Origin of the sequence: Adlercreutzia equolifaciens DSM 19450 (assembly GCF_000478885.1) — a bacterium.
In the GTDB taxonomy this organism is placed as follows: domain Bacteria; phylum Actinomycetota; class Coriobacteriia; order Coriobacteriales; family Eggerthellaceae; genus Adlercreutzia; species Adlercreutzia equolifaciens.
Map to the genome: position 1 here is coordinate 2,617,469 of NC_022567.1, position 18,449 is coordinate 2,635,917.

The following is an 18,449-nucleotide window of genomic DNA, read 5'->3' on the forward strand; positions in this document are numbered from 1 at the left end:
CCATTCTATATTGCGGCCGGCTAAAGCCAGGCGCCTTCACACGCGGCGCCCCGGCAGTCGACGCACCTCCACCGCCGGCGACTACGTTCGAGTTCGCCGCAGCGTGTTTCGCCGCAGCATGTTTCGTCGCAGATGCTTTCGCGCCAACGCGCCGAAAGCACGTAGCGCCTTGTGCCAAGAAATCATAGTACGAGAGAGCGTCCGCGCAACTTGCCGAGAGCGCGATATGGTTGTGCAGCTGTAAGCTGGCCTAAATGCCCAGTCGATCCGCGAGCCCTGTTAGCGAATCGCACATGAGCGTGGGACGTTCGGCCGCCAGGGCCTCGCGTGGGAACATGCCCCAGAGGGCGGCGGCGGTAGCGCAGCCAGCAGCGTTGCCAGCCTGGATGTCGAAGGGACTGTCGCCCACGTAAAGACTGCATTCTGGCGCCACACCCAAAAGCTCGCAGCCTCGCAGAATGGGGCCGGGAGCTGGCTTATGCTCGGGCCAATCGTCATGGCCGATGAGAAATTGGAAGTGGTCTGCGATGCCGCTCATTTCGAGTCCGCGCTGGGCCATGGCATGGCGCTTCGAGGTGACCACGCCCATCGGGATGCCCGCCGCCTGAAACCGCTCGAGCGCCGCCTTCGTGTCGCCGAAGGCGCGAATGCGCGCATCGTGGACGCCGTCATTGTGGTCGCGGTAGATTTGCGTGATCTCGGTAGCACGAGCCGAGTCGCCGCCCGTGAAATGCAGCATCTGATCGTAGAGCGGCGTGCCAACCCCCGCCATTAGCTCGGCGTCATCAAGCGAGCAGCCCAGCACGTCGTTCACGGCATAGCGCATCGAAGTGAGAATGATGTCGTAGGTGTCGATCAGCGTGCCATCCGCATCGAACAGCACGCCTTGAATGTCGTTCATAAAGGCCTTTCTGGAAAGGAATGTTTAGCTGACATTTTAGAACAAGCGAGCCTCACAACCCTTCAGCAAAGCCACGCTCGCAAACAAGCTCGTTTCTGAAATGGCCCCATGCATGCAATATAATGGTATTCGCAAACAAACGCCAAGAAAGGCAGTTCGCTATGGACACCCCTTCGCACCCATCCATTACCCTTTCCGCAGAACAGCGCATCGAGAACGGCGTTGTCTACACTGACGACGTAGCCCGGCAGCGCGCCATTGCCTACGACATGCTGCGAGAGTTCTCCGCCAAGAGGGCGGCCTACTATCGCGACAGCTCTAAGATCAACCTCAGGAAACTGCTTGGCAAAGATGTCATCATGTTCGCCGCCCGCGGCGTTGCCACCGCTGAAGAGTTCGTCCTCGAGGCATTCCGGGCCTGCGAAAGCTCCAGCGAGGAAACGGTCATGGGCAACCTGTGGCAGGCGCTGATTGCAGCGATTTCCTCCGACACCCTCGACACGGGGGACATGATGACGGTGCGCGACGGAGCCCTTTACGTATGCGAGCTCAAATCGCAAGTCAACACCACCAATTCGGCGTCATTCCCCCAGGAGCTCCGCGAATTGAAAGATAAGTGCGAGACTCAGCGGCGATTCAAGCGCGCCAGCAACCAACAAGTGCTGCCAGCGTTCTGCGTGCTGCGCCACAACAAGGCCATCGATGAGATACGCACCTACCAGCCCGACGAGCGCGATCAAGCCAACCGGGACATCGCCGGGTTTCAGTACCGCTACCTGACAGGGGCGGCTTTCTGGCAATGGCTCACCGGCTTCGACTCCGTCGAGGGTCTCATCGACGACGTTTCCCGCATCGAGATCGGCGATGTCCGCCAAGCGCGTCAAGAATGCATCGACCGGCTGCAGGAAGAGATGCGCCAGGCCCTTGAGGAGAACTCCCTTGGCAACACTATGAACGACGTCCAACTGCTCAAGCAGCGGCTTTGCTAGTTCGAGAGCCGCGTCATATCCCTCCATAGAACAGGCGCAGCCATGTCGGAAATCATCGTGCGACAGGCGCCTGCCACGTTTCGTCGTTGGTCAATCGATAGCGGGAATGGCGAAAATCGGCGAATCGCTCGTCAGGTTCGTCCCCGTTCATATCCCCGATAATCGCCCGCCCAATGGCCTCGCCAAGCGCTACCGGCACCGCATTGCCGATTTGCTTGTACATATCCGCAACATTCCCGCAGATACGCCAATCGTCGGGAAAGCCCTGAACGCGCTTGTACTCTTCCACCGAAAGCGGGCGATCTTCCGTAGGATGGCACAGATCCGTCGCCGGCATCGTCGGAGAGGTGACCAGCGTCGGAGACGGACGATCGAATCGTATGCGCCGATAGAATCCCGTCTTGCCACCCGACAGCTCAAAGGCCTTCCCCATAGCATCGCGCTGCACAGCCACGGGCAGATCTTTCCAATACTCCCCCTCTTTGAGCATTCTAAAATACTTGAGGCGCTTCTCGGGGAAATCAGTGTGCTGCATGGGACGCGCCTTCAAATCCCCCACGGCCTCGCCGAACGTTTTCCACGGCGGAAGTCCGTGCTGCCCATCGCACTCGTGAGTGGGCGTCAAATAAGGGGCTTTGCTTTCTCCCCGCTTTCCGATAAGCACAACGCGTTCCCGAATCTGAGGCGCACCAAAATTCGCAGCGTTATACAAATTGAAGCTCACGGAATACCCCGCCTCCTCCAATTTGCGAAGAATCACATGCAGCGCGCCCCCTTTGACCGGCTGCCCGTGTCGCTCAACAGCATAGGGAGCCGAAAGAAGCCCGCGTACATTTTCTATTACCAGGTACGTAGGTTTTATTTCTGAGGCCAGCTCAAGGTACTTCAGGAACACATTACCCCGCGCGTCGTCAAACGCACGTCGCGCGCCAGCCGTGCTAAAAGCCTGACAAGGAGGGCCGCCGAACATGACATCGACCTTCGCATCCGATTCCAAACCGGCCATCTGAAGGATCTCCGTTGCCGAGTACTGGTTGATGTCGCCGATCAGGGCGCCTTGCGGTCGCATTGCCTGAATGGTCATCCTGCATTTGCGATCGTTTTCGCAATAGAGAAGCGGCTCAATGCCCGCAGCCTCCATGCCCAGGTCAAGGCCGAGCGCCCCCGAAAAGAAGCTGAGCGCCACTATTCCCGGCTTTTCGCTCATCAAGCACCCATGATCCTTAGGCTCTGGGACGAGATTGTTGTCCCGCATGTAGTCCCGCAGCGCTTCTTCGCGAAGGACCCATTTGTTGCCGACTTTTTGGGCTGGCAGTTTTTCCTCTCGGATGAGCCGCGTCACCGTCTGCTTGGTAACGCCGATTGAATCTGCCGCGTCATCTACCGAAAGAAGACTTTCCTTCTTCTCCGAAACCATCTATCTCAACATTCTTTCTATTTGGAAAATTTTTCAGACCATATTATCACAGAGCGGCTTTAGCGCAGTCGTGGAGGCGACAGCCGGATGAAAGAACTCGCTCTACTCCCACAGTTTGCCAACGACCGCCGTCAGAGTGCGGCGGCCCCGTAGGCGGCGGCGTACCATGAGAAAAACTCTCACCACGAAGCGAGGAGCGCGCCATGATCACCCGTCTCACCTTCGACCAGATCAGCACCGCCGTGCACGACGCCTACGAAGCCTGCAAGGACATCAAGGGCGGCCAAAATGCGCACTACATTCCCTATCTCGCCAACGTGAATTCCGACCTGTTCGGCATCAGTCTGTGCCTGCCGGACGGCCGGCTCATCTCTGTGGGCGACACCGACTACCGCTTCGGCATTGAATCGGTCTCGAAAGTGCACACGGCTATTCTGGCACTGGAACAGCACGGCGCGCAGGCGATCCTCGACGACATCGGCGCCGATGCCACGGGGCTGCCGTTCAACTCCATCTTCGCCATCTTGCTGGAAAACGACCGACCCTCCACGCCGCTCGTGAACGCCGGCGCCATCGCGGCCTGTTCGCTCGTCAAGCCCCACGGCGATGCCGATGGGAAATGGAAGGCCATCTTCGACAACATGACCGCTCTTTTGGGAAGCAAGCCCCAACTCATCGACGAGCTGTACCATTCCGAATCCGCCACGAACTTCGACAACCGCTCCATCACGTGGCTGCTGCAAGAGTACGGCCGCATGTACGATGATCCGGAGATGTCGCTCGACCTGTACACGCGCCAGTGCTCACTGGGCGTGACGGCCGAGCAGCTGGCCATCTCGGCGGCCACCATCGCCGACGACGGCGTGAACCCCCTCACGAAGAAGCGCGTGTTCGGCGCAGCGCTCACTTCCAAGGTAGTCGCGCTTATGAGCGCCGTCGGCTTCTACGAGCACTCGGGCGACTGGCTGTACGCCACGGGGCTGCCCGCGAAAACCGGCGTGGGCGGTGCCGTCATCGGCGTCATGCCCGGCCTGTTCGGCGTGTGCGCCTTCGCGCCGCCGCTGGATGACGCGGGCAATTCCGTGAAGGCCCAGGCGGCGCTCAAGCACCTGATGAAGAGCCTGAATCTGAACGTCTTCTCCAACACCCATTTCGATCTCGTCGAGGCCTAGGGTCGGGTACAATTCCTGGAAAGCCCCAAGGCCCCAAGCGATTGGATGCGGAAAGGACGTGCCATGGTCAGCGATCAAACCGAACGTGATATTGAGCGGCTGCGCCAGTGGATTGACGAGTGCGCGCCGGGCCTTATGGTGTTCTTCGGGGGTGCTGGCGTGTCCACGGAAAGCGGCATCCCCGACTTCCGCAGTGCCGACGGGCTCTACGCCCAGCGCTACCCCTATCCGCCCGAGACCATGGTATCCCGCAGCTTTTTCGACGCCCACCCCCGCGAGTTCTTCGACTTCTATTGCGACCGCATGCTGGCCCTGGACGCTGCGCCCAACGCCGCCCATCGCAAGCTGGCCGAGCTGGAGCGGCAGGGAGCGCTTTCAGCCGTCGTGACCCAGAACATCGACGGGCTGCACCAGAAGGCCGGCAGCCAGAACGTGCTGGAGCTGCATGGCAGCGTGTGGCGCAACTTCTGCATGGGCTGCGGCGCCTCGTGCACTGCAGAGGAGCTGCTGGCCCTGCGCGAGCAGAGTCCCGACGGCGTGCCGCGTTGCGCGCACTGCGGCGCCATCGTGAAGCCGGACGTGGTGCTGTACGAGGAGCCGTTGGACGACGCCACCGTGACAGCGGCCGTGCGCGCCATAGCCAGCGCCGACCTGCTCGTGATCGCCGGCACAAGTCTGGCGGTGTACCCAGCCGCAGGTCTTATCGACTACTTCAGCGGCGATCACTTGGCCATCATCAACCGCACCCCCACCCCACGCGACGCCCACGCCGACCTCTGCATCCCCGCCAACGTCGGCGACGTGCTCGGGTACTAAAGATGCATTCGCTTCTGAAAGCACGGAAGATTCTCGCTCTCGGACTGGCTGCGCTCCTGTGCCTATCGGGCTGCGGGTTTGCGCCCGGCGAAAGCGGAAGCGCACCTTCCCCCGACGCAACCGCCACCGAAGCTACCTCGCGCCTCGCCTTCCGCACCGAAGACAAACTGCAGCAGCACTTCGAAAAGCACGGCCAGGAGACCGGTTGTGCCACGGCCGAGGAATACCTCGCCGCCGCCAACGCCGTCGTCGCCAACCCAGCCGCCCTCCACAAGCTGCAAGCCAAAGACGGCGACGACCTCTACTTCCTGGAATCCACCGGCGAGTTCGTCGTCGTATCCCCCGCCGGCTACATCCGCACCTACTACCTAACCGACCGCGACTATTTCGAGAGGCAATAGGGTCACACCATTCCCAGCTTAGCTATCAATATCGAAGTAGTCCCGATCAATTCCTTTGATCTCATAGGTATGCCGCACCGACACACCGACATTGTGCGCAATCATAAGACGCGCAAGCTGGTCTCCGTCGACAAGGACAAGCTTTACCGCATGCTGCATGCCCGCATATTCAAGCGCACCTTTCGAAAACCGCGCTGTTGTAATGAAGAGACCTTTCGTTGCCCCCGTGCCCGTCAATGCTCCCACAAATGCCTGAAGATCAGGACGCCCGACACATGCATTTAAATCCCATCGCTTTGCCTGGATGTAAATGTTGTCGAACCCCAACTTATCTTCGCGGATCACTCCGTCAATGCCTCCATCGTTTGAAAGAGGAGTAACCGAGCCCGAATCGTCGAGCGAGTCACCATATCCCATGGCGAGCAAAAGCTGAACAACGAGACGCTCGAAGAACGCTGGCGATTGCTGCATGATGGCTTCGAGGATATCCGACACCAACGCCGTCTCAATACTGCGAAACGCCTCGTCTATCGTGTCTTCCGGAGACTCGCTCTCTTCGACAGCCATAGGTTGGGTGACCGTCTCCTCGGTCTTTTTCTCGGAGACGTCTTTTCCCTTGCGGCTCCGATTTAGGAAGTCGCAGAACTCAGGAAACCGCATAAGCGCTTGGCGATCGAGCTTTTCGACACCGCTGTTGACCAGGTCGAGCCCTCGCTGGGTGACCAGGTAAGTCCCCCTCTTTGGCGACTCGATGCATTTTGCCTGCTTAAGATAAGTGCAGGCCCACAACATATTGTTGGCATAGCGTTCGAACCCACTCGAAATCGTTTCAGCCACTTCGTTGTCGTTCAAACCCCAGTAGTCGATAACAAACCGCCGAAGCTGCTTGCTCGTCACAGCGTCTCCAGGCGTCTCCGCAATACGCCGCAGAACCGGAACCATCATCTCATCGTACTTCGGAACCGCCATGAACCTCTCCTTGGTTAAATATTACGCCCGGCCCTTCGGCTTGAGTCGTAAAACACAAAGCGCTATGCTCGCAATACTAGCACATGCGAGATTGGGGCTTTCTTGGCAGCATCATATATAACCATCGAGATCGACAGCGACACTAGAGATGCCGCTTCTGACGTTGTCGAGTATTTTGGACTGGATTTGGCATCGGTCACGCGAGCTTTCTACAAGCAGATAGTTAGAGAGCACAGAATTCCAATTACGCTGTCTGACCCCGAGCCTAACGATGAATCGCTCGAGGCGATTCGCGAAACCGAAGAGCTTAAAGCGGCAAATGGCCCCGGCTATCGGACAGGAGCGGAATTGCTTGCAGCGATTCAGGCAGAATGGAATGAAGAAGACGAGGAGGCTTAAGACAGGCCCTCCAACGCATCGCTTTATTTACAGAAGCGGAAGAATACCCTCTTCGAGACGTTTTCTCAGCAGTCGCTTGTGCTCCTCGCGCATCGATTCCGATAGAATCACGACACCGTAGGCCTCTTCAGGCACGCTGTCGATGAGTCCGTCGATGGCCTCCATGTCCACGGCTGCCGCAAAGCGCTTGATAGCAGCCGTCAAGTCGGGGTTCGTCGTCTTCGCCATATACTCGAAGGGGTGGATCGCAACGCTGCCGCCTTCGCCATCGGGCAGCCGATAGCACGAGACATTCGTTCCGAAGGCGTCCTCGTGTTCGGCTTCCTCGTCGCCCAGCCGGCGCGCCGCCACGCTGGGGCTGCGCTTGCTGAAGAGCGAGCTGCCCATATCGTAGACCGGCGCCAGCTCATAGATCATCGGTGCCGTCATGAGAACGCCCCAGTTTCCGTTGTTGCGGTCGGGGTTCTTGATGAAGGCGTCTACCACGAACATGTCCCAGAAGCGCTCGCGCACACCCGGCACGCTTCGCAGCAAATCGGACGTTTCGATGGCGGCGAGCACATCGCCGAGCAGAACGACCTCCCCGTCCGACGGCGCAGAATTGAAGCCGGCATCGTCGTCGGAAAGGGCGTTCTTGATCTCCTTGAACTCGAAGAGCCGCGCGTTCGGGAAGGTGAAGTCGCGGCAGGCACAGACGATCTTCCCGGCCCGATATCCCAGCATCGTCTCGTGAACGGGAATGCCCAAAAGCCCGTAAATATGCGAACCCAGATACTCGGAAACCGGGCTTGAGGTGTACGATGGCAGGTGCTTGCCCGCCAAATCCCGCGTCGTGCGCGGATACTTGGCAATCCAGGGCTCCCCTTCGATGAGAATGCCCTCCTTCTGTCCCGCGCGTCCTCCATAGAAAAGGCCGCTCGGGGCACAATCGCGCAGATCAGCGATCTCAACCATGAAACGACCTCCTTCAATTCGCGCAAAACGGTTCAGCCATTGTAGCATGGCCCACGACGGTGATCCTAAAGACGCGATACGGCAAAACAAGATGGCCGGAAATGCTTTTATAATGCCCACTGCCCGCAATAGCGCTACAATGCATTCCAGCTTTTAACCCCTTTGAAGGGAATGGCCATGCCTAACGTCATCATCAGCGCGGACAGCACGTGCGATTTGTCGCCGGAGCAGCGGGAGCGCCACCAGGTTCGCAGCTTCCCGTTCCATATTGAGTTTCGCGGGCGCGACCATTTGGACAACATCGACATCACGCCCCAGGTGCTGTTCGACGGCTTCTACGAGGACAAGTCGCTGCCCCAAACGGGCGCCTGCTCGCCGGAGGCCTACCGGCAGCACTTCGCCGAGCTTGTGGCCGACGGCTCGCAGGTCGTCCACTTCAACTTGGGCAGCGCGCTTTCCTCCGCCTACGAGAACGCGAGCGCTGCGGCGGCCGACATGGAGGGCGTCTACGTCATCGACGGCAAGAGTCTTTCGACCGGCATCGGCCTGCAGGTGCTCGCGACGTGCCGCATGCGCGATGCCGGCATGAGCGCCGCCGACATCGCCCGCGAGGCAGCCGATCTGCACAGCCGATCCCATGCGTCGTTTGTGCTGGACACCATGGAATTCCTCGCCGCCGGCGGCCGGTGCCCCACACTGGTAGCTTACCTGGGCGGCAAGCTCAGCTGCCGGCCGGGCATCCTCGTGGACAACCAGAGCGGCGCCATGAAGGTGGGCAAGCTCTACCGCGGCAAGCAGGAGAAAGTGCTCGAACGCTACGTGAGCGACACCCTGGCGCGCTACCCCGACATCGTGAAGGACGAGATCTTCGTCACCCACTCCGGTGTGAGCGATGAGATTGCCGACGCCGTGCGCCGCATGCTGGAAGAGCGCGGCTTCCAAAACATCTACACCACCACGGCCAGCTGCACCATCTCCAGCCACTGCGGGCCCGGCACTCTCGGCATCCTGTTCATGACCGAAACACCGAGCGCGTGAAAGCAGGAGATCGCCATGCGCGCATTCATCGCTTTAGAACTACCCACGGACTTCGCCGATGACGTGGCGGCCATGGCGCGGCGGCTCAGCGCCTCGCTAGACGGGCGCTTTCTCGACCGAAGCACCTACCATCTGACGCTGGCCTTTCTCGGCGACATCGACGACGCGGAGGCGAGTCGGGCCATGGACGCTCTTGATGCAGCTTGCGCTGGCTCGGCCTCTGTTCTGCTTGCGTCCGACAGTCTGGGAAAGTTTGGGCGCCCGGCCGACGCGACCCTCTGGCTCGGCATCGCATCTGACCCGGCTCTCGCGACCTTGGCCGAGCGCGTCCGCGAAGAGCTTGCCGCCCGCGACGTCCCCTTCGACCCGAAGCCCTTCCGCGCGCACATCACGCTGGGTCGCCGCGTGCGCATTCCGAAAAAGCCCCTGCCTCTTCTCGCCTTCCCCCTGCCCGCGCAGGCCCAAACCGTCACGCTGTTCAAGAGCACCCTCTCCCGCGACGGTGCCGAGTACAAGCCCCTTTACACCGTGGAGCTAGCGAGGCCCAATCTTTAAACCCGAGAGAAGCTGGCACAGCGAAGCCGCACAACCTTTGAAGCCGACCCCGTCTCGACCGGCTGTGCGCTGCCGACGTAGCGCTTTCGCCAAATCCTCCTTGACTTGAAGTCGACTCTAAGTTATAGGCTAAGACAAATACTGTCTTGTGAAAGGACATGCCTTATGACCACTTCGCTGGTTGCCTACTTCTCCGCATCGGGAACGACGGCCCGCGTGGCAGAGACGCTTGCCAGCGCCGCATCCGCCGACCTGTTCGAAATCGCTCCCGCCAACCCCTACACCGCCGCCGATCTGGACTGGACCGACCGCTCGAGCCGCAGCACCAAGGAAATGAACGACGAGGCCAGCCGTCCGGCAATGAAGGTCGACGCACCGTCGCTAGATGGCTATGACACCATCTTCGTCGGCTTCCCCATCTGGTGGTACGTGGAACCCCGCATTATCGACACGTTCCTCGAATCCACCGACTTCGCTGGCAAGACCATCGTTCCCTTCGCCACCAGCGGAGGCAGTGGCCTTGGGAAGGCCCCCGAGCGCATGGCCTCCCTGACGCCCGGCGCCACCGTGCTGCCCGGCAAGCTCCTCAACGGAGGCCCGAGCGACACCACGCTGCGCACGTGGATCGAGAACTTGTAGATCGTCCCCCCCTCCAGCAAGAGCTTTCTGCCACGCTGCGCCCCATGCATGGCACGCGCCGCAGACAAAAGTCGGATGACGAGCAAGTATATGCCGGACAATCTCGCAGAGCGCAACTAACGGTACAGGGCGATCCGGAGAAGCGCGAACAGCGTTTCGTCGAGCGGCTTGTGGTGCCGCGCCGCATCGATCATGGTTTCCCATACAAGATCGCAAAGCAGATCGGGAGCAAGGGAGCCTTTCAGACGCTCACGGCGCACGGCAGGGTCACGCTGAAGCGCCACTTGCAAGCCGAGACGCGCATGGGCAAAGCTCTCTGCTTCACGGCGGCGGGCCACCGCCAAGTCATAGGCCCCGAGCGCCGTCAGGCCGTCGAGAAAATCGCTGCGAAACTCTTCGAGAGCGCGAGCCATCTCGCCCGCCAACTGTCGGCAAAACTCGACGAAATCGCAAGAATCGCCCGCGCGGGCGTCGGCCTGTTGGATGCTGGCGCAATTCCCGGTATCAGCATGCGCAGTCGTGCCGGCGTCCCCTTCTTCCAAATCTGCAACGCCTCCCGCGGTTACCGCACCCATACGATCAGAAAAGGCACGCTGCCAAAACCGCCCCACCACATCGTTCACCAAATCCGATTTCGTCGGGTACGAGTTATACACCGTGCCCACGGCCACGCCACACGCCGCCGCCACCGCGCGAATGCTGAGCGCGCCAAGCCCCTTTGTCGTGGCGATCTCGTACGCCGCATCGAGAATTTGCTCCTTGCTGATCACTGGACGATTACCCATAGCGCACCTTCTCCCGCTTAAGATGAATCCCGTTCATTATGCCCGGTATTCGTGAACAGCAGAAAACAAAGCTGTGAAAACCTTGCGAATCCGCGCATTCGGCCTTGCGGTTCCTCCCCTCGGTCTCTATTGTGAACATAGTTCATTAATGAACGATGTTCAAGTTAAAGGTGAATCGTCGCTCAATCTAACCGAAAGGATTCTCATGTCTGCAGAGTTGGTATTCGCCTCCGTCGCCATCTCGTTGGCGCTCTTTTTCTATACCTGGGGCGTCTTCGGCGAGCGCCGCGGCGGCACCCTGAGCCTGAAGCACGTGCTGCTGTTCTGGATCGGCCTTGCGTGCGACACCACCGGCACCCTCACTATGAGCAACATCGCCAGCCAATCAGCGGCCTCCGGCTTCGGCATCCATGCCATCACGGGCGTCGTGGCCATCGTGCTCATGCTGGTGCATGCGCTCTGGGCCACCTTCACCTATAAACGCGGCAGCCAGCAGGCACGTCGCCGCTTCCACACCTTCAGCACCGTGGTATGGCTAGCGTGGCTCGTGCCCTATATCATTGGCATGCTCGTGGGCATCCCCGCCATCCACCTGCAGGCCGTGTGCGCCATCGGCACCAGCGTCATCATCGTGGCAATCTTGGCTGTCATTTTGTTCGCAAAAGGACGCAAGAAGAATGATCGCGGCGGAAAGAGTCGCGGCACCAGCCCCCACGCGATTTCGCACTAGCGATAGGGTCGGGAAGATCGCACCGCTTCCCGACCCTATCGAATGCGCATCCCCCAACCAGGGGCTACCTGCGAAAATGCCAAGTTGGCCCCTTTTGGGGGATGAGGTTTAGACGTTCCGCCTCTTCTTTCTACTGCTCGGCGCACCAGGCGATGAGGGCGTCGCGCAGGAAGGCCGTTGCGCCCTCGCCTGCCGCTTCGTCGTAGTAAGCCGTGAAGCGCTGGTCGGCCACATAGCCCTCGGCCAGAGCCGCGTGGGCCGCTGGCGAATAGGCTCCCTCGCCCCAGTGCATTTGCAGCCAGCGAGCGTGCATGGAGCACAGCTCCCGAGCCGCCTCACCCGTCGGATCGCCCGTCTCCTTCGCTGCAGCCAGCTGGTCAATGATAGCAGCTTCCAAAGCCTTGGCGTCGCTCCATTCCTCCTGGGACATGCCGGCCATGCGCTCATTGGCGGCATCCATGGCAGCGTCACCGTAAGCCTGCCGCACTTCGGCGCCGTAGCGCTCTTCGTTCTCGGCAATAGCTCGGGCCTTCATCCCTTCGAACCGCTCTTCATCAGTCATAGTGCATCTTCCTTCCAGGGACGCGATGGTCTTCTCCACCGTTCCCACCAGGGTTTCCAATTCCTTTTGCCGCGCGCGCAATGTGGCAAGATGATTGACGAGCACCCCGTGAAAGTCGAAATCGCCGTTGTCGAGGGCCACGCGAATGTCGCCCAAGGAAAGCCCGCAGGATCGAAGCAACAGAATCTGCTGCAACCGCTCAACATCTGCCGCACCGTAACGACGATAGCCGCTGGCCGTGCGCTCGGGATGCAGCAGCCCCTCGTCCTCGTAATGGTGCAGCGCCCGCACCGTTACGCCGGCCAGCTTCGCCAGCGAACCCACGGTGTACGAGGCTTCTTCCGCTTGCGTCTTTGGCGCCTTTCGCATGCTTGGCATTTTGGCCGTTACCGCTTTTGCCTTTGCTGCCACGTTCGCCTCTCCTTCACTCCCAGCACCTTCGCTTCCACTTCTTCGCAAGATCGCTCATCTCGCCTTGTCGAAACCAGCATAAACCCTCACGCTCCGTAAGGGTCAAGGGCTTTCGAAAGATTTTGCAGCCACAAATTGACGGTTCTTTCTGAACAACCGTGATTTTGAGGCTAGAAAAGACCCACTTTCTCGCAAATGGGCAAAAAGACAGCCCCGAATCGACGGCTCCTCCGTAAATACCGTCGATTCGGGGCTTAAAATTTCCGGGCACTTCTCTTGCACCACGGCTCAACGCCACTCTCGCTCAGCGCCGCCACTGCTCAGCGCCGCCACCTAAGTCGCCGGATCGACTGGCAGGCTTAGCGCCCTTCGGAGCAGCTCATAGCTCGCTACTTCCTCAACAGCCAACTATGAGCTTAGAACAGCGCCATTTGGTCGGGGTCGGCGGGACGCCGGGTGGGAGCGGGCTCTTCCTGGGCTTTCAGAGATACGGGAACGTGACGGGCGAGGAGATCGCGAGCGTCGGTGGAACGATCCAGCCACGCTAAGGCTTCCGGCGCCGTCAGCGAGAGGGGCATGCGGCTGTGCACGCGTCCCACCACGGCGTCGGGCTCGCAGGTGACCAGCACGAAGCGGTCGTTCAAGCACAGTCCCGCCAGCAGAAGTGCCGTGCCGCCCGCATTTGAGAACCGATATTGCGGCTTGCGACCGCGCGCCCCCTCATCGACATTCCGCGTCTCGTAGAAGGCCCGCACAGGCACGATGCACCGACCGTCTTCGATAGCCTGGTTCCACAGGCCCGACCCTGACAGCGCCGACTCGATGCGCGCATTGAACACGAGCCCTCGTTTCCAGGAAACGTCGACGCCCCACAAAAGGTCGATCCGCGCCAAATCGCCACCACAGTCACCGGCAAAGGAACCTCCCTCGCCGTCGGAAACCAAATCGCCTTCGACCCGCTCGCCTTCCATCACAATGACCGAGCTTTCTGCGCCGGGATAGCAATCGAGGGCATCGAAGGACACATCCACCGGCCGGCCAAACGCTAGCGGCACCACCGCCGTCGCAGCTGTCGAACCACCCGCGTTCAGCGCCCGCCGCACGGCCCGCAGCCAATCGAGCACCGCATCGGCCTCTTCCCCGCTCACCATCTCAAACCGATGACACACAACGGCCCCCTTCGGATTCGCGCCCGCACGCTTTCTCGCCCCAAACTCGCAGCTGAATAAGACCTATCCGGAAGATACTGTTTTGCAATATGCGTGAGCTTGATCTGCAGAACCCGTGCTGTAGCGAAATCTATTAAATATAGACAGGTCGTAGAAATATACCAAGTATAGTAAATATAGCAAATCTATTTTTCGGACGAAGTATAGCAAATATAATTCTCAAGCGAAGTATAGCGAACGCAACCCATCGGGCTGCGCGTGAGAAAGCGAGGGCGTCATGGCCGCCGATGTTCTGTTCTTGGAATACCCGAAGTGCTCCACCTGCCAGAAGGCTAAGAAGTGGCTGGACGCGCACGGCGTGACCTATGCCGACCGGCACATCGTGGAGGACAATCCCACGGCCGACGAGCTGCGCGCGTGGCACGAGCGGAGCGGGCTGCCCCTCAAGCGCTTCTTCAACACGAGCGGCATGCTCTACCGCGAGATGGAGCTGTCGAAGAAGTTGCCCGAGATGTCCGAAGACGAGCAATACGCCCTGCTCGCCACCAACGGCATGCTCGTAAAGCGCCCCCTGCTGGTCACTGCCGACACCGTCATCCCTGGCTTCAAGGAAGCCTCCTGGGAAGAGGCGCTGGGAGTTTAGAGCAACGACGAAACTGCGGACGAAACCGCAGGTATCTCAGATAAGCAAAGCTGACAGCTAAATCGGCCCGGCCTTCCCGCTAACGCGGGCCGACCGGGCCGATTCATGAAATAGCAAGTAGAGGGGAGGCTTGCTATTTACCGAGATTGGGCAAGTGCTGCCAGAGCCTCAAGGCTCACCCCCGAGACTTCAGCTTGCGCTACCGCCCCGCCACCCGGAGCATTGGAAGCGCAGGAGCACCCGATGATCTTGGCCAAGTCTCCTTCCTCGAGCATCTGCTCGGGAACCGTCCACGAAAGCCCATCGACGCCTCTCACCATCAGATCGCTTGTCACGGCGCGAACCGCGTAGTCGGGCAAAGACGCACAAAGCGTCGCAGCGGCCTTGGAGAAGATGCCGCTAATGTACTCGTTCGAACTTAGCGAATCCTGCGTATAGGCGAACGTACCGATAACTTTGGAAACAGCATCATGGCTCTCCGTCGCAACAATTTCCTGCGAGGCATCTTGGATCGCGACCGCGTCACAAGCCCCATTCGATTCGATGGCCATGGCTGGCGCAACTACGGCACTACTCGCAAGCATCGCGCAACCAACAACTGCCGTGGCCTTTTTCACAGTCTTGCTCATGATCTCCCCTTCCTACTCTTCCACAACCACATACACCGACGCGGCAGTCTGGGTATCGAAGCCACCCGCATCGCCAGGCTTCACCGACAGCATATACACGCCGGGCTCCGTAGGCGTCCACTTTGCCGTGAAGTACACCCATTGGTCTCCATCGAAGTCGGCAGGAACTTCGATATCAGTCCAGCTGTAGCCGTAGTCGGCGCTGAAGCGCACTGCCGAGGTGTGGTGCTCGTCGCACTGCGCCGCCCACACATAGCCCTCCAACGTTACCGTATCGCCTAACTTGTAGGTTTGGCCGTCCTTACTCGGAGTCCAGAAGGCACTGTCCAGCGGATCGCAAATCTGGTTGTAGATATCGGATCCCTCGGGCGGGAAGCCTGTGTACCAATCGTTCCAGCCCGTTTTGTCGGGACGCTCCTCTCCAATGAAGTCAATTTGCGTGAGATACTTCGTCCATGAATAGGCGGGCCATCCGGGAACCACGTAACGCAACGGTGCGCCCTCTTCTGGGGAAAGAGGCTCTCCATTCTGGGCCCAGGCGAGCATGGCCCCCTCGGCAAGATCCTCTTCAATCTGGCTGTACAACCCATTCATGAAGCCATCGGCCGTCGAGCGCTGCACCGTGACCATACCATCCTTCAAGCCACCGCACGCCTCAATTACATCTTCGAGCAGAACACCTGTGTACTCGATATTACCCACCTGCGTGCAATCGAATCCATTACCGGCGCAGATGGCGCAAGTCCCCTTGGTCACCTCTCCAAGCGCCTTCAATTCATCAAGCGTGAAAGTGCGAGGGTTGTTCACTCCACCGTCTACTTTCAACTCATAGGAAGCAGCATCGATATTTTCGACCTGCCCGTTGACGCTGCAAAACAAATCCTCGAGAGAAGATGTGCGCTGATCGAGCTCCACGCTATCAAGTTGCCAATCATTGACCACATTGATGCCCGCGATGGTATCTCCTCCCGACACATTCCCGCGCAGGGCAATCCATTCCTGCCATTCGGGACTACCGACGTTCTCGGGGAAACCGCCCAGCTCACCGGTGTAGATGTACTCGTCGAAAAGAACCAACTCCCCATCATTGGTGGTCGCGTGACACGTGAAGCAGTTGCCCGTGAACGCTTGGTTATTGTAATGCGCCTGATGGATTGCTTCTCCGATCATGGGACCACCGCCAATGGCTTGGGGTCGATGACAGGTCATGCAGTCAGTGACCTTCGTTCCCTGTCCATAGGCCGCCAGATCTTTATAGGGCAGATGCTGTCGATACCCTGAAACGAGCGAGTATAAATCGTCGCCATGGCACGACCCACAACCGCGATTGCCGGCATTGATAAAGTTTGTCGTATAATCGGCCTCGGGAAGAAAACCCGAGTCACGCTCCGTCGATCCCGATTGAGCCAAGGTGGTTGGCTCGGGCTCGGCAGCTTCCACCTCGCGCGTTTGCGGCTGGCAAGCTGCCAGGCAGAAGACAGCCAACGACAGCATCAGAACGATTATTCCAACGATGCGTTTTCTCTTCATTGTTTCTCCTCCTTCTCATAGAAGTTGTTCATAGGCACAGCCTCCTGCGGAACCACCTCCTTACTATTCCGCTGCACTTTCAACCTTAATCTCGGCTAACAAATTCGTCTTGAGCAAAACAGACGGGTCTTTTCACGCATCTACGCAACCATTACGTAGGCAAAGAAAAAAACAACCCGTATACTCGGAATCGTTCAACTGAAGCAGAGGGGGAGCCATGGCAGAACAACCGGAAGACAAGGAAGCCAGAATAACACTGCCTATTAGCGCATCGTCTGCGCTGCTCGCCATGGGCTTTGGCCTTTGGTGGGCTTGGACGGATTCGTTTTACTTGGCATCGCCGGGAGCAAGCCCTTCAGCCACCTCCATGATTCCTTCCGAGAGATGCTTCATCTCCCTAGGCTGCGGCCTGGCTCTCATCGCTCTCCTGCTGAAACAAAAACGCCAAAAGGAGAGAATACCTAGGGGAATCGTCTGGGCGTCTGCGCTGTGCATGAGCATGCTGCCTTTCATAGCGCGCGTCATCTCTCTTTATACAGAGGAATCATCATGGCGAGTTCTTCTGCTACTCGTTGCCGGATTTGCATCTGCACCGCTCTTCCTCGAGTGGCTGTCGAAAATCGCCAGCACCTCGGACGAGCCATCACTTATTGTTCCTCTCGCCCTCGTTGTCGATGTTGCGGTCAACGGCTTGGCATACTTGCTCGGCGCCACCCTACCTTCTGCGAAATACTCTGTACTTCAACTTGTTTTGCCCCTTGTCTCAGCTGTCGTCTTTGCAAAAACGAAGCCAATTTCCTCTGGCAACAAACCCTATGCCCAAACCACTGCGAAAGAGCATGCACCCCACGGCGCAACTCCTTGGATCTTGCTCGCAGGATCGCTTCTATTCGCGTTTGATTTCGCCTTGCTCCTTGAGTGCATCTCGTCGATCCCAGAAAGCGCATCTGCTCTTCAATCCCTGCGCCTCTTAGGACCTCTAGCCTCCGCCGCACTCTTTATCACTATAGAAAATATCCTGCACAAAAGAGGCAGTCTGAGCTGGGGACTCAAATTCATCGTGACGCCCTCACTTGCCATGGGCTTCCTCGCCCTCCCCGTCATCGGTTTCCAGATGCCCGCCCTCTCATGCATGATCACGTGGATTGGCATTGATTACTTTGTCTTGACGTTCTTCACGCTTCTCTGTCAGATCATTCGGCGAGTCCAAATACCTGCTCGCTCGCTTCTCGCCCAGGGCATAGCCAGCAATTGCATTGGTCTTGCACTGGGAGCGTTCGCAGGGAAAGCCATTTGCATGATGGTCAACCCATCGCCGCTCTTGTTCTCGATAATCGCCCTCGTCGTTGTCACTTCCATTATCTGGATCGCCTTCTGGATGATCGATGACCGAAAAGTCGACACCCTTTGGGGCCTCGACAAAAAACCGGCACAGCTTGTTCACGACGAACGTATTTGTCAATGCTGCGATGCCATTGCCGCAACCTATGGACTCACCCCACGCGAGCACGAGATCATCGTCATGCTTGCCCATAACCGCACCGTGAACGATATCGCTGGCGATCTGATCATCTCCGTCCGAACCGTAAACACACACATGAACAATATCTACGGGAAGCTCGATATCCACTCGCGCAACGAGTTATCCGATCTGCTGAGATCCACGCAAAGCGACATGCGGTAGCGGGGAGAGAAAGATGGCGGCTCGTGCTACAATAGCCCGAAGTCATCAGCGGGAAG

Annotated in this window: 20 protein-coding genes; 11 read left to right on the top strand and 9 right to left on the bottom strand. The window is 58.9% G+C overall.

From position 1 onward, the window contains the following. Positions 1 to 250: 250 nt before the first annotated feature. The gene (locus AEQU_RS10600; protein WP_022741371.1) at positions 251 to 901 is read right to left on the bottom strand and encodes an HAD family hydrolase; all 651 of its coding nucleotides are present in this window, start codon (positions 899 to 901) and stop codon (positions 251 to 253) included. Between the two features lie 161 nt (positions 902 to 1,062). On the opposite strand from AEQU_RS10600, the gene AEQU_RS10605 reads away from it, so the two are divergent. Further along, a complete protein-coding gene (locus AEQU_RS10605) occupies positions 1,063 to 1,890 on the top strand; it encodes a PmeII family type II restriction endonuclease (RefSeq protein ID WP_022741374.1) in 828 nt (275 codons plus the stop codon). A gap of 52 nt (positions 1,891 to 1,942) precedes the next feature. Here the strand turns inward: AEQU_RS10605 and AEQU_RS10610 are convergent, their stop codons facing one another. Continuing rightward, a complete protein-coding gene (locus tag AEQU_RS10610) occupies positions 1,943 to 3,307 on the bottom strand; it encodes a DNA cytosine methyltransferase (RefSeq protein WP_022741377.1) in 1,365 nt (454 codons plus the stop codon). 203 nt (positions 3,308 to 3,510) lie between these two features. On the opposite strand from AEQU_RS10610, the gene glsA reads away from it, so the two are divergent. The 3 genes from glsA to AEQU_RS12020 all read left to right on the top strand — a co-directional run bounded on the left by glsA (position 3,511) and on the right by AEQU_RS12020 (position 5,696). Then, on the top strand, positions 3,511 to 4,479 hold the full coding sequence (gene glsA, locus AEQU_RS10615; protein WP_022741380.1) for a glutaminase A: 969 nt from the start codon (positions 3,511 to 3,513) through the stop codon (positions 4,477 to 4,479). 63 nt (positions 4,480 to 4,542) lie between these two features. Continuing rightward, on the top strand, positions 4,543 to 5,295 hold the full coding sequence (locus AEQU_RS10620) for an NAD-dependent protein deacylase (RefSeq protein WP_022741383.1): 753 nt from the start codon (positions 4,543 to 4,545) through the stop codon (positions 5,293 to 5,295). A 2-nt stretch (positions 5,296 to 5,297) separates the two neighbouring features. Further along, on the top strand, positions 5,298 to 5,696 hold the full coding sequence (locus AEQU_RS12020; protein WP_022741387.1) for a hypothetical protein: 399 nt from the start codon (positions 5,298 to 5,300) through the stop codon (positions 5,694 to 5,696). An 18-nt stretch (positions 5,697 to 5,714) separates the two neighbouring features. Here AEQU_RS12020 and AEQU_RS10630 read toward each other — a convergent pair whose 3' ends face one another. Further along, complete coding sequence (locus AEQU_RS10630; RefSeq protein WP_022741388.1) at positions 5,715 to 6,665, bottom strand: restriction endonuclease; 951 nt, start codon at positions 6,663 to 6,665, stop codon at positions 5,715 to 5,717. Between the two features lie 102 nt (positions 6,666 to 6,767). Between AEQU_RS10630 and AEQU_RS12360 the strand changes: the two genes are divergently transcribed. Next, positions 6,768 to 7,064 carry a type II toxin-antitoxin system RelB/DinJ family antitoxin gene (locus AEQU_RS12360; protein ID WP_084280710.1) on the top strand — a complete coding sequence of 99 codons (297 nt, stop codon included), beginning with the start codon at positions 6,768 to 6,770 and terminating at the stop codon, positions 7,062 to 7,064. A gap of 27 nt (positions 7,065 to 7,091) precedes the next feature. Here AEQU_RS12360 and AEQU_RS10635 read toward each other — a convergent pair whose 3' ends face one another. Further along, the gene (locus tag AEQU_RS10635) at positions 7,092 to 8,018 is read right to left on the bottom strand and encodes a HipA domain-containing protein (RefSeq protein ID WP_022741389.1); all 927 of its coding nucleotides are present in this window, start codon (positions 8,016 to 8,018) and stop codon (positions 7,092 to 7,094) included. 177 nt (positions 8,019 to 8,195) lie between these two features. On the opposite strand from AEQU_RS10635, the gene AEQU_RS10640 reads away from it, so the two are divergent. The 3 genes from AEQU_RS10640 to AEQU_RS10650 all read left to right on the top strand — a co-directional run bounded on the left by AEQU_RS10640 (position 8,196) and on the right by AEQU_RS10650 (position 10,250). Then, entirely contained in the window at positions 8,196 to 9,056 is an 861-nt protein-coding gene (locus AEQU_RS10640; RefSeq protein WP_022741390.1) for a DegV family protein, read from the top strand. Positions 9,057 to 9,071: 15 nt separating this feature from the next. Next, positions 9,072 to 9,611, top strand: a complete 540-nt coding sequence (gene thpR, locus AEQU_RS10645; RefSeq protein WP_022741391.1) for an RNA 2',3'-cyclic phosphodiesterase — start codon at positions 9,072 to 9,074, stop codon at positions 9,609 to 9,611. A gap of 165 nt (positions 9,612 to 9,776) precedes the next feature. Then, positions 9,777 to 10,250: a flavodoxin gene (locus AEQU_RS10650; RefSeq protein ID WP_022741392.1), complete on the top strand. Its 474-nt coding sequence runs from the start codon at positions 9,777 to 9,779 to the stop codon at positions 10,248 to 10,250. Positions 10,251 to 10,366: 116 nt separating this feature from the next. On the opposite strand, the gene AEQU_RS12155 is transcribed toward AEQU_RS10650, so the two are convergent. Beyond that, a complete protein-coding gene (locus AEQU_RS12155; protein ID WP_022741393.1) occupies positions 10,367 to 11,035 on the bottom strand; it encodes a TetR family transcriptional regulator in 669 nt (222 codons plus the stop codon). Positions 11,036 to 11,240: 205 nt separating this feature from the next. On the opposite strand from AEQU_RS12155, the gene AEQU_RS10665 reads away from it, so the two are divergent. Then, positions 11,241 to 11,765, top strand: coding sequence for an HsmA family protein (locus AEQU_RS10665; protein ID WP_022741394.1), 525 nt, complete (start codon positions 11,241 to 11,243; stop codon positions 11,763 to 11,765). Between the two features lie 130 nt (positions 11,766 to 11,895). Here AEQU_RS10665 and AEQU_RS10670 read toward each other — a convergent pair whose 3' ends face one another. Next, positions 11,896 to 12,651 (bottom strand): MerR family transcriptional regulator, encoded by a 756-nt coding sequence (locus AEQU_RS10670; RefSeq protein ID WP_041715585.1) that lies wholly within the window; start codon positions 12,649 to 12,651, stop codon positions 11,896 to 11,898. A 503-nt stretch (positions 12,652 to 13,154) separates the two neighbouring features. After that, the gene (locus AEQU_RS12025) at positions 13,155 to 13,907 is read right to left on the bottom strand and encodes an SOS response-associated peptidase family protein (RefSeq protein WP_022741396.1); all 753 of its coding nucleotides are present in this window, start codon (positions 13,905 to 13,907) and stop codon (positions 13,155 to 13,157) included. A 277-nt stretch (positions 13,908 to 14,184) separates the two neighbouring features. Here AEQU_RS12025 and AEQU_RS10680 point away from each other — a divergent pair, with 277 nt between their 5' ends. After that, on the top strand, positions 14,185 to 14,550 hold the full coding sequence (locus AEQU_RS10680; protein WP_022741397.1) for an arsenate reductase family protein: 366 nt from the start codon (positions 14,185 to 14,187) through the stop codon (positions 14,548 to 14,550). 137 nt (positions 14,551 to 14,687) lie between these two features. On the opposite strand, the gene AEQU_RS10685 is transcribed toward AEQU_RS10680, so the two are convergent. Beyond that, positions 14,688 to 15,179: a hypothetical protein gene (locus AEQU_RS10685; RefSeq protein ID WP_022741398.1), complete on the bottom strand. Its 492-nt coding sequence runs from the start codon at positions 15,177 to 15,179 to the stop codon at positions 14,688 to 14,690. Between the two features lie 12 nt (positions 15,180 to 15,191). Beyond that, positions 15,192 to 16,709, bottom strand: a complete 1,518-nt coding sequence (locus AEQU_RS10690) for a molybdopterin-dependent oxidoreductase (RefSeq protein ID WP_022741401.1) — start codon at positions 16,707 to 16,709, stop codon at positions 15,192 to 15,194. Positions 16,710 to 16,926: 217 nt separating this feature from the next. Between AEQU_RS10690 and AEQU_RS10695 the strand changes: the two genes are divergently transcribed. Continuing rightward, a complete protein-coding gene (locus AEQU_RS10695; RefSeq protein ID WP_022741404.1) occupies positions 16,927 to 18,393 on the top strand; it encodes a helix-turn-helix transcriptional regulator in 1,467 nt (488 codons plus the stop codon). Positions 18,394 to 18,449 lie beyond the last annotated feature (56 nt).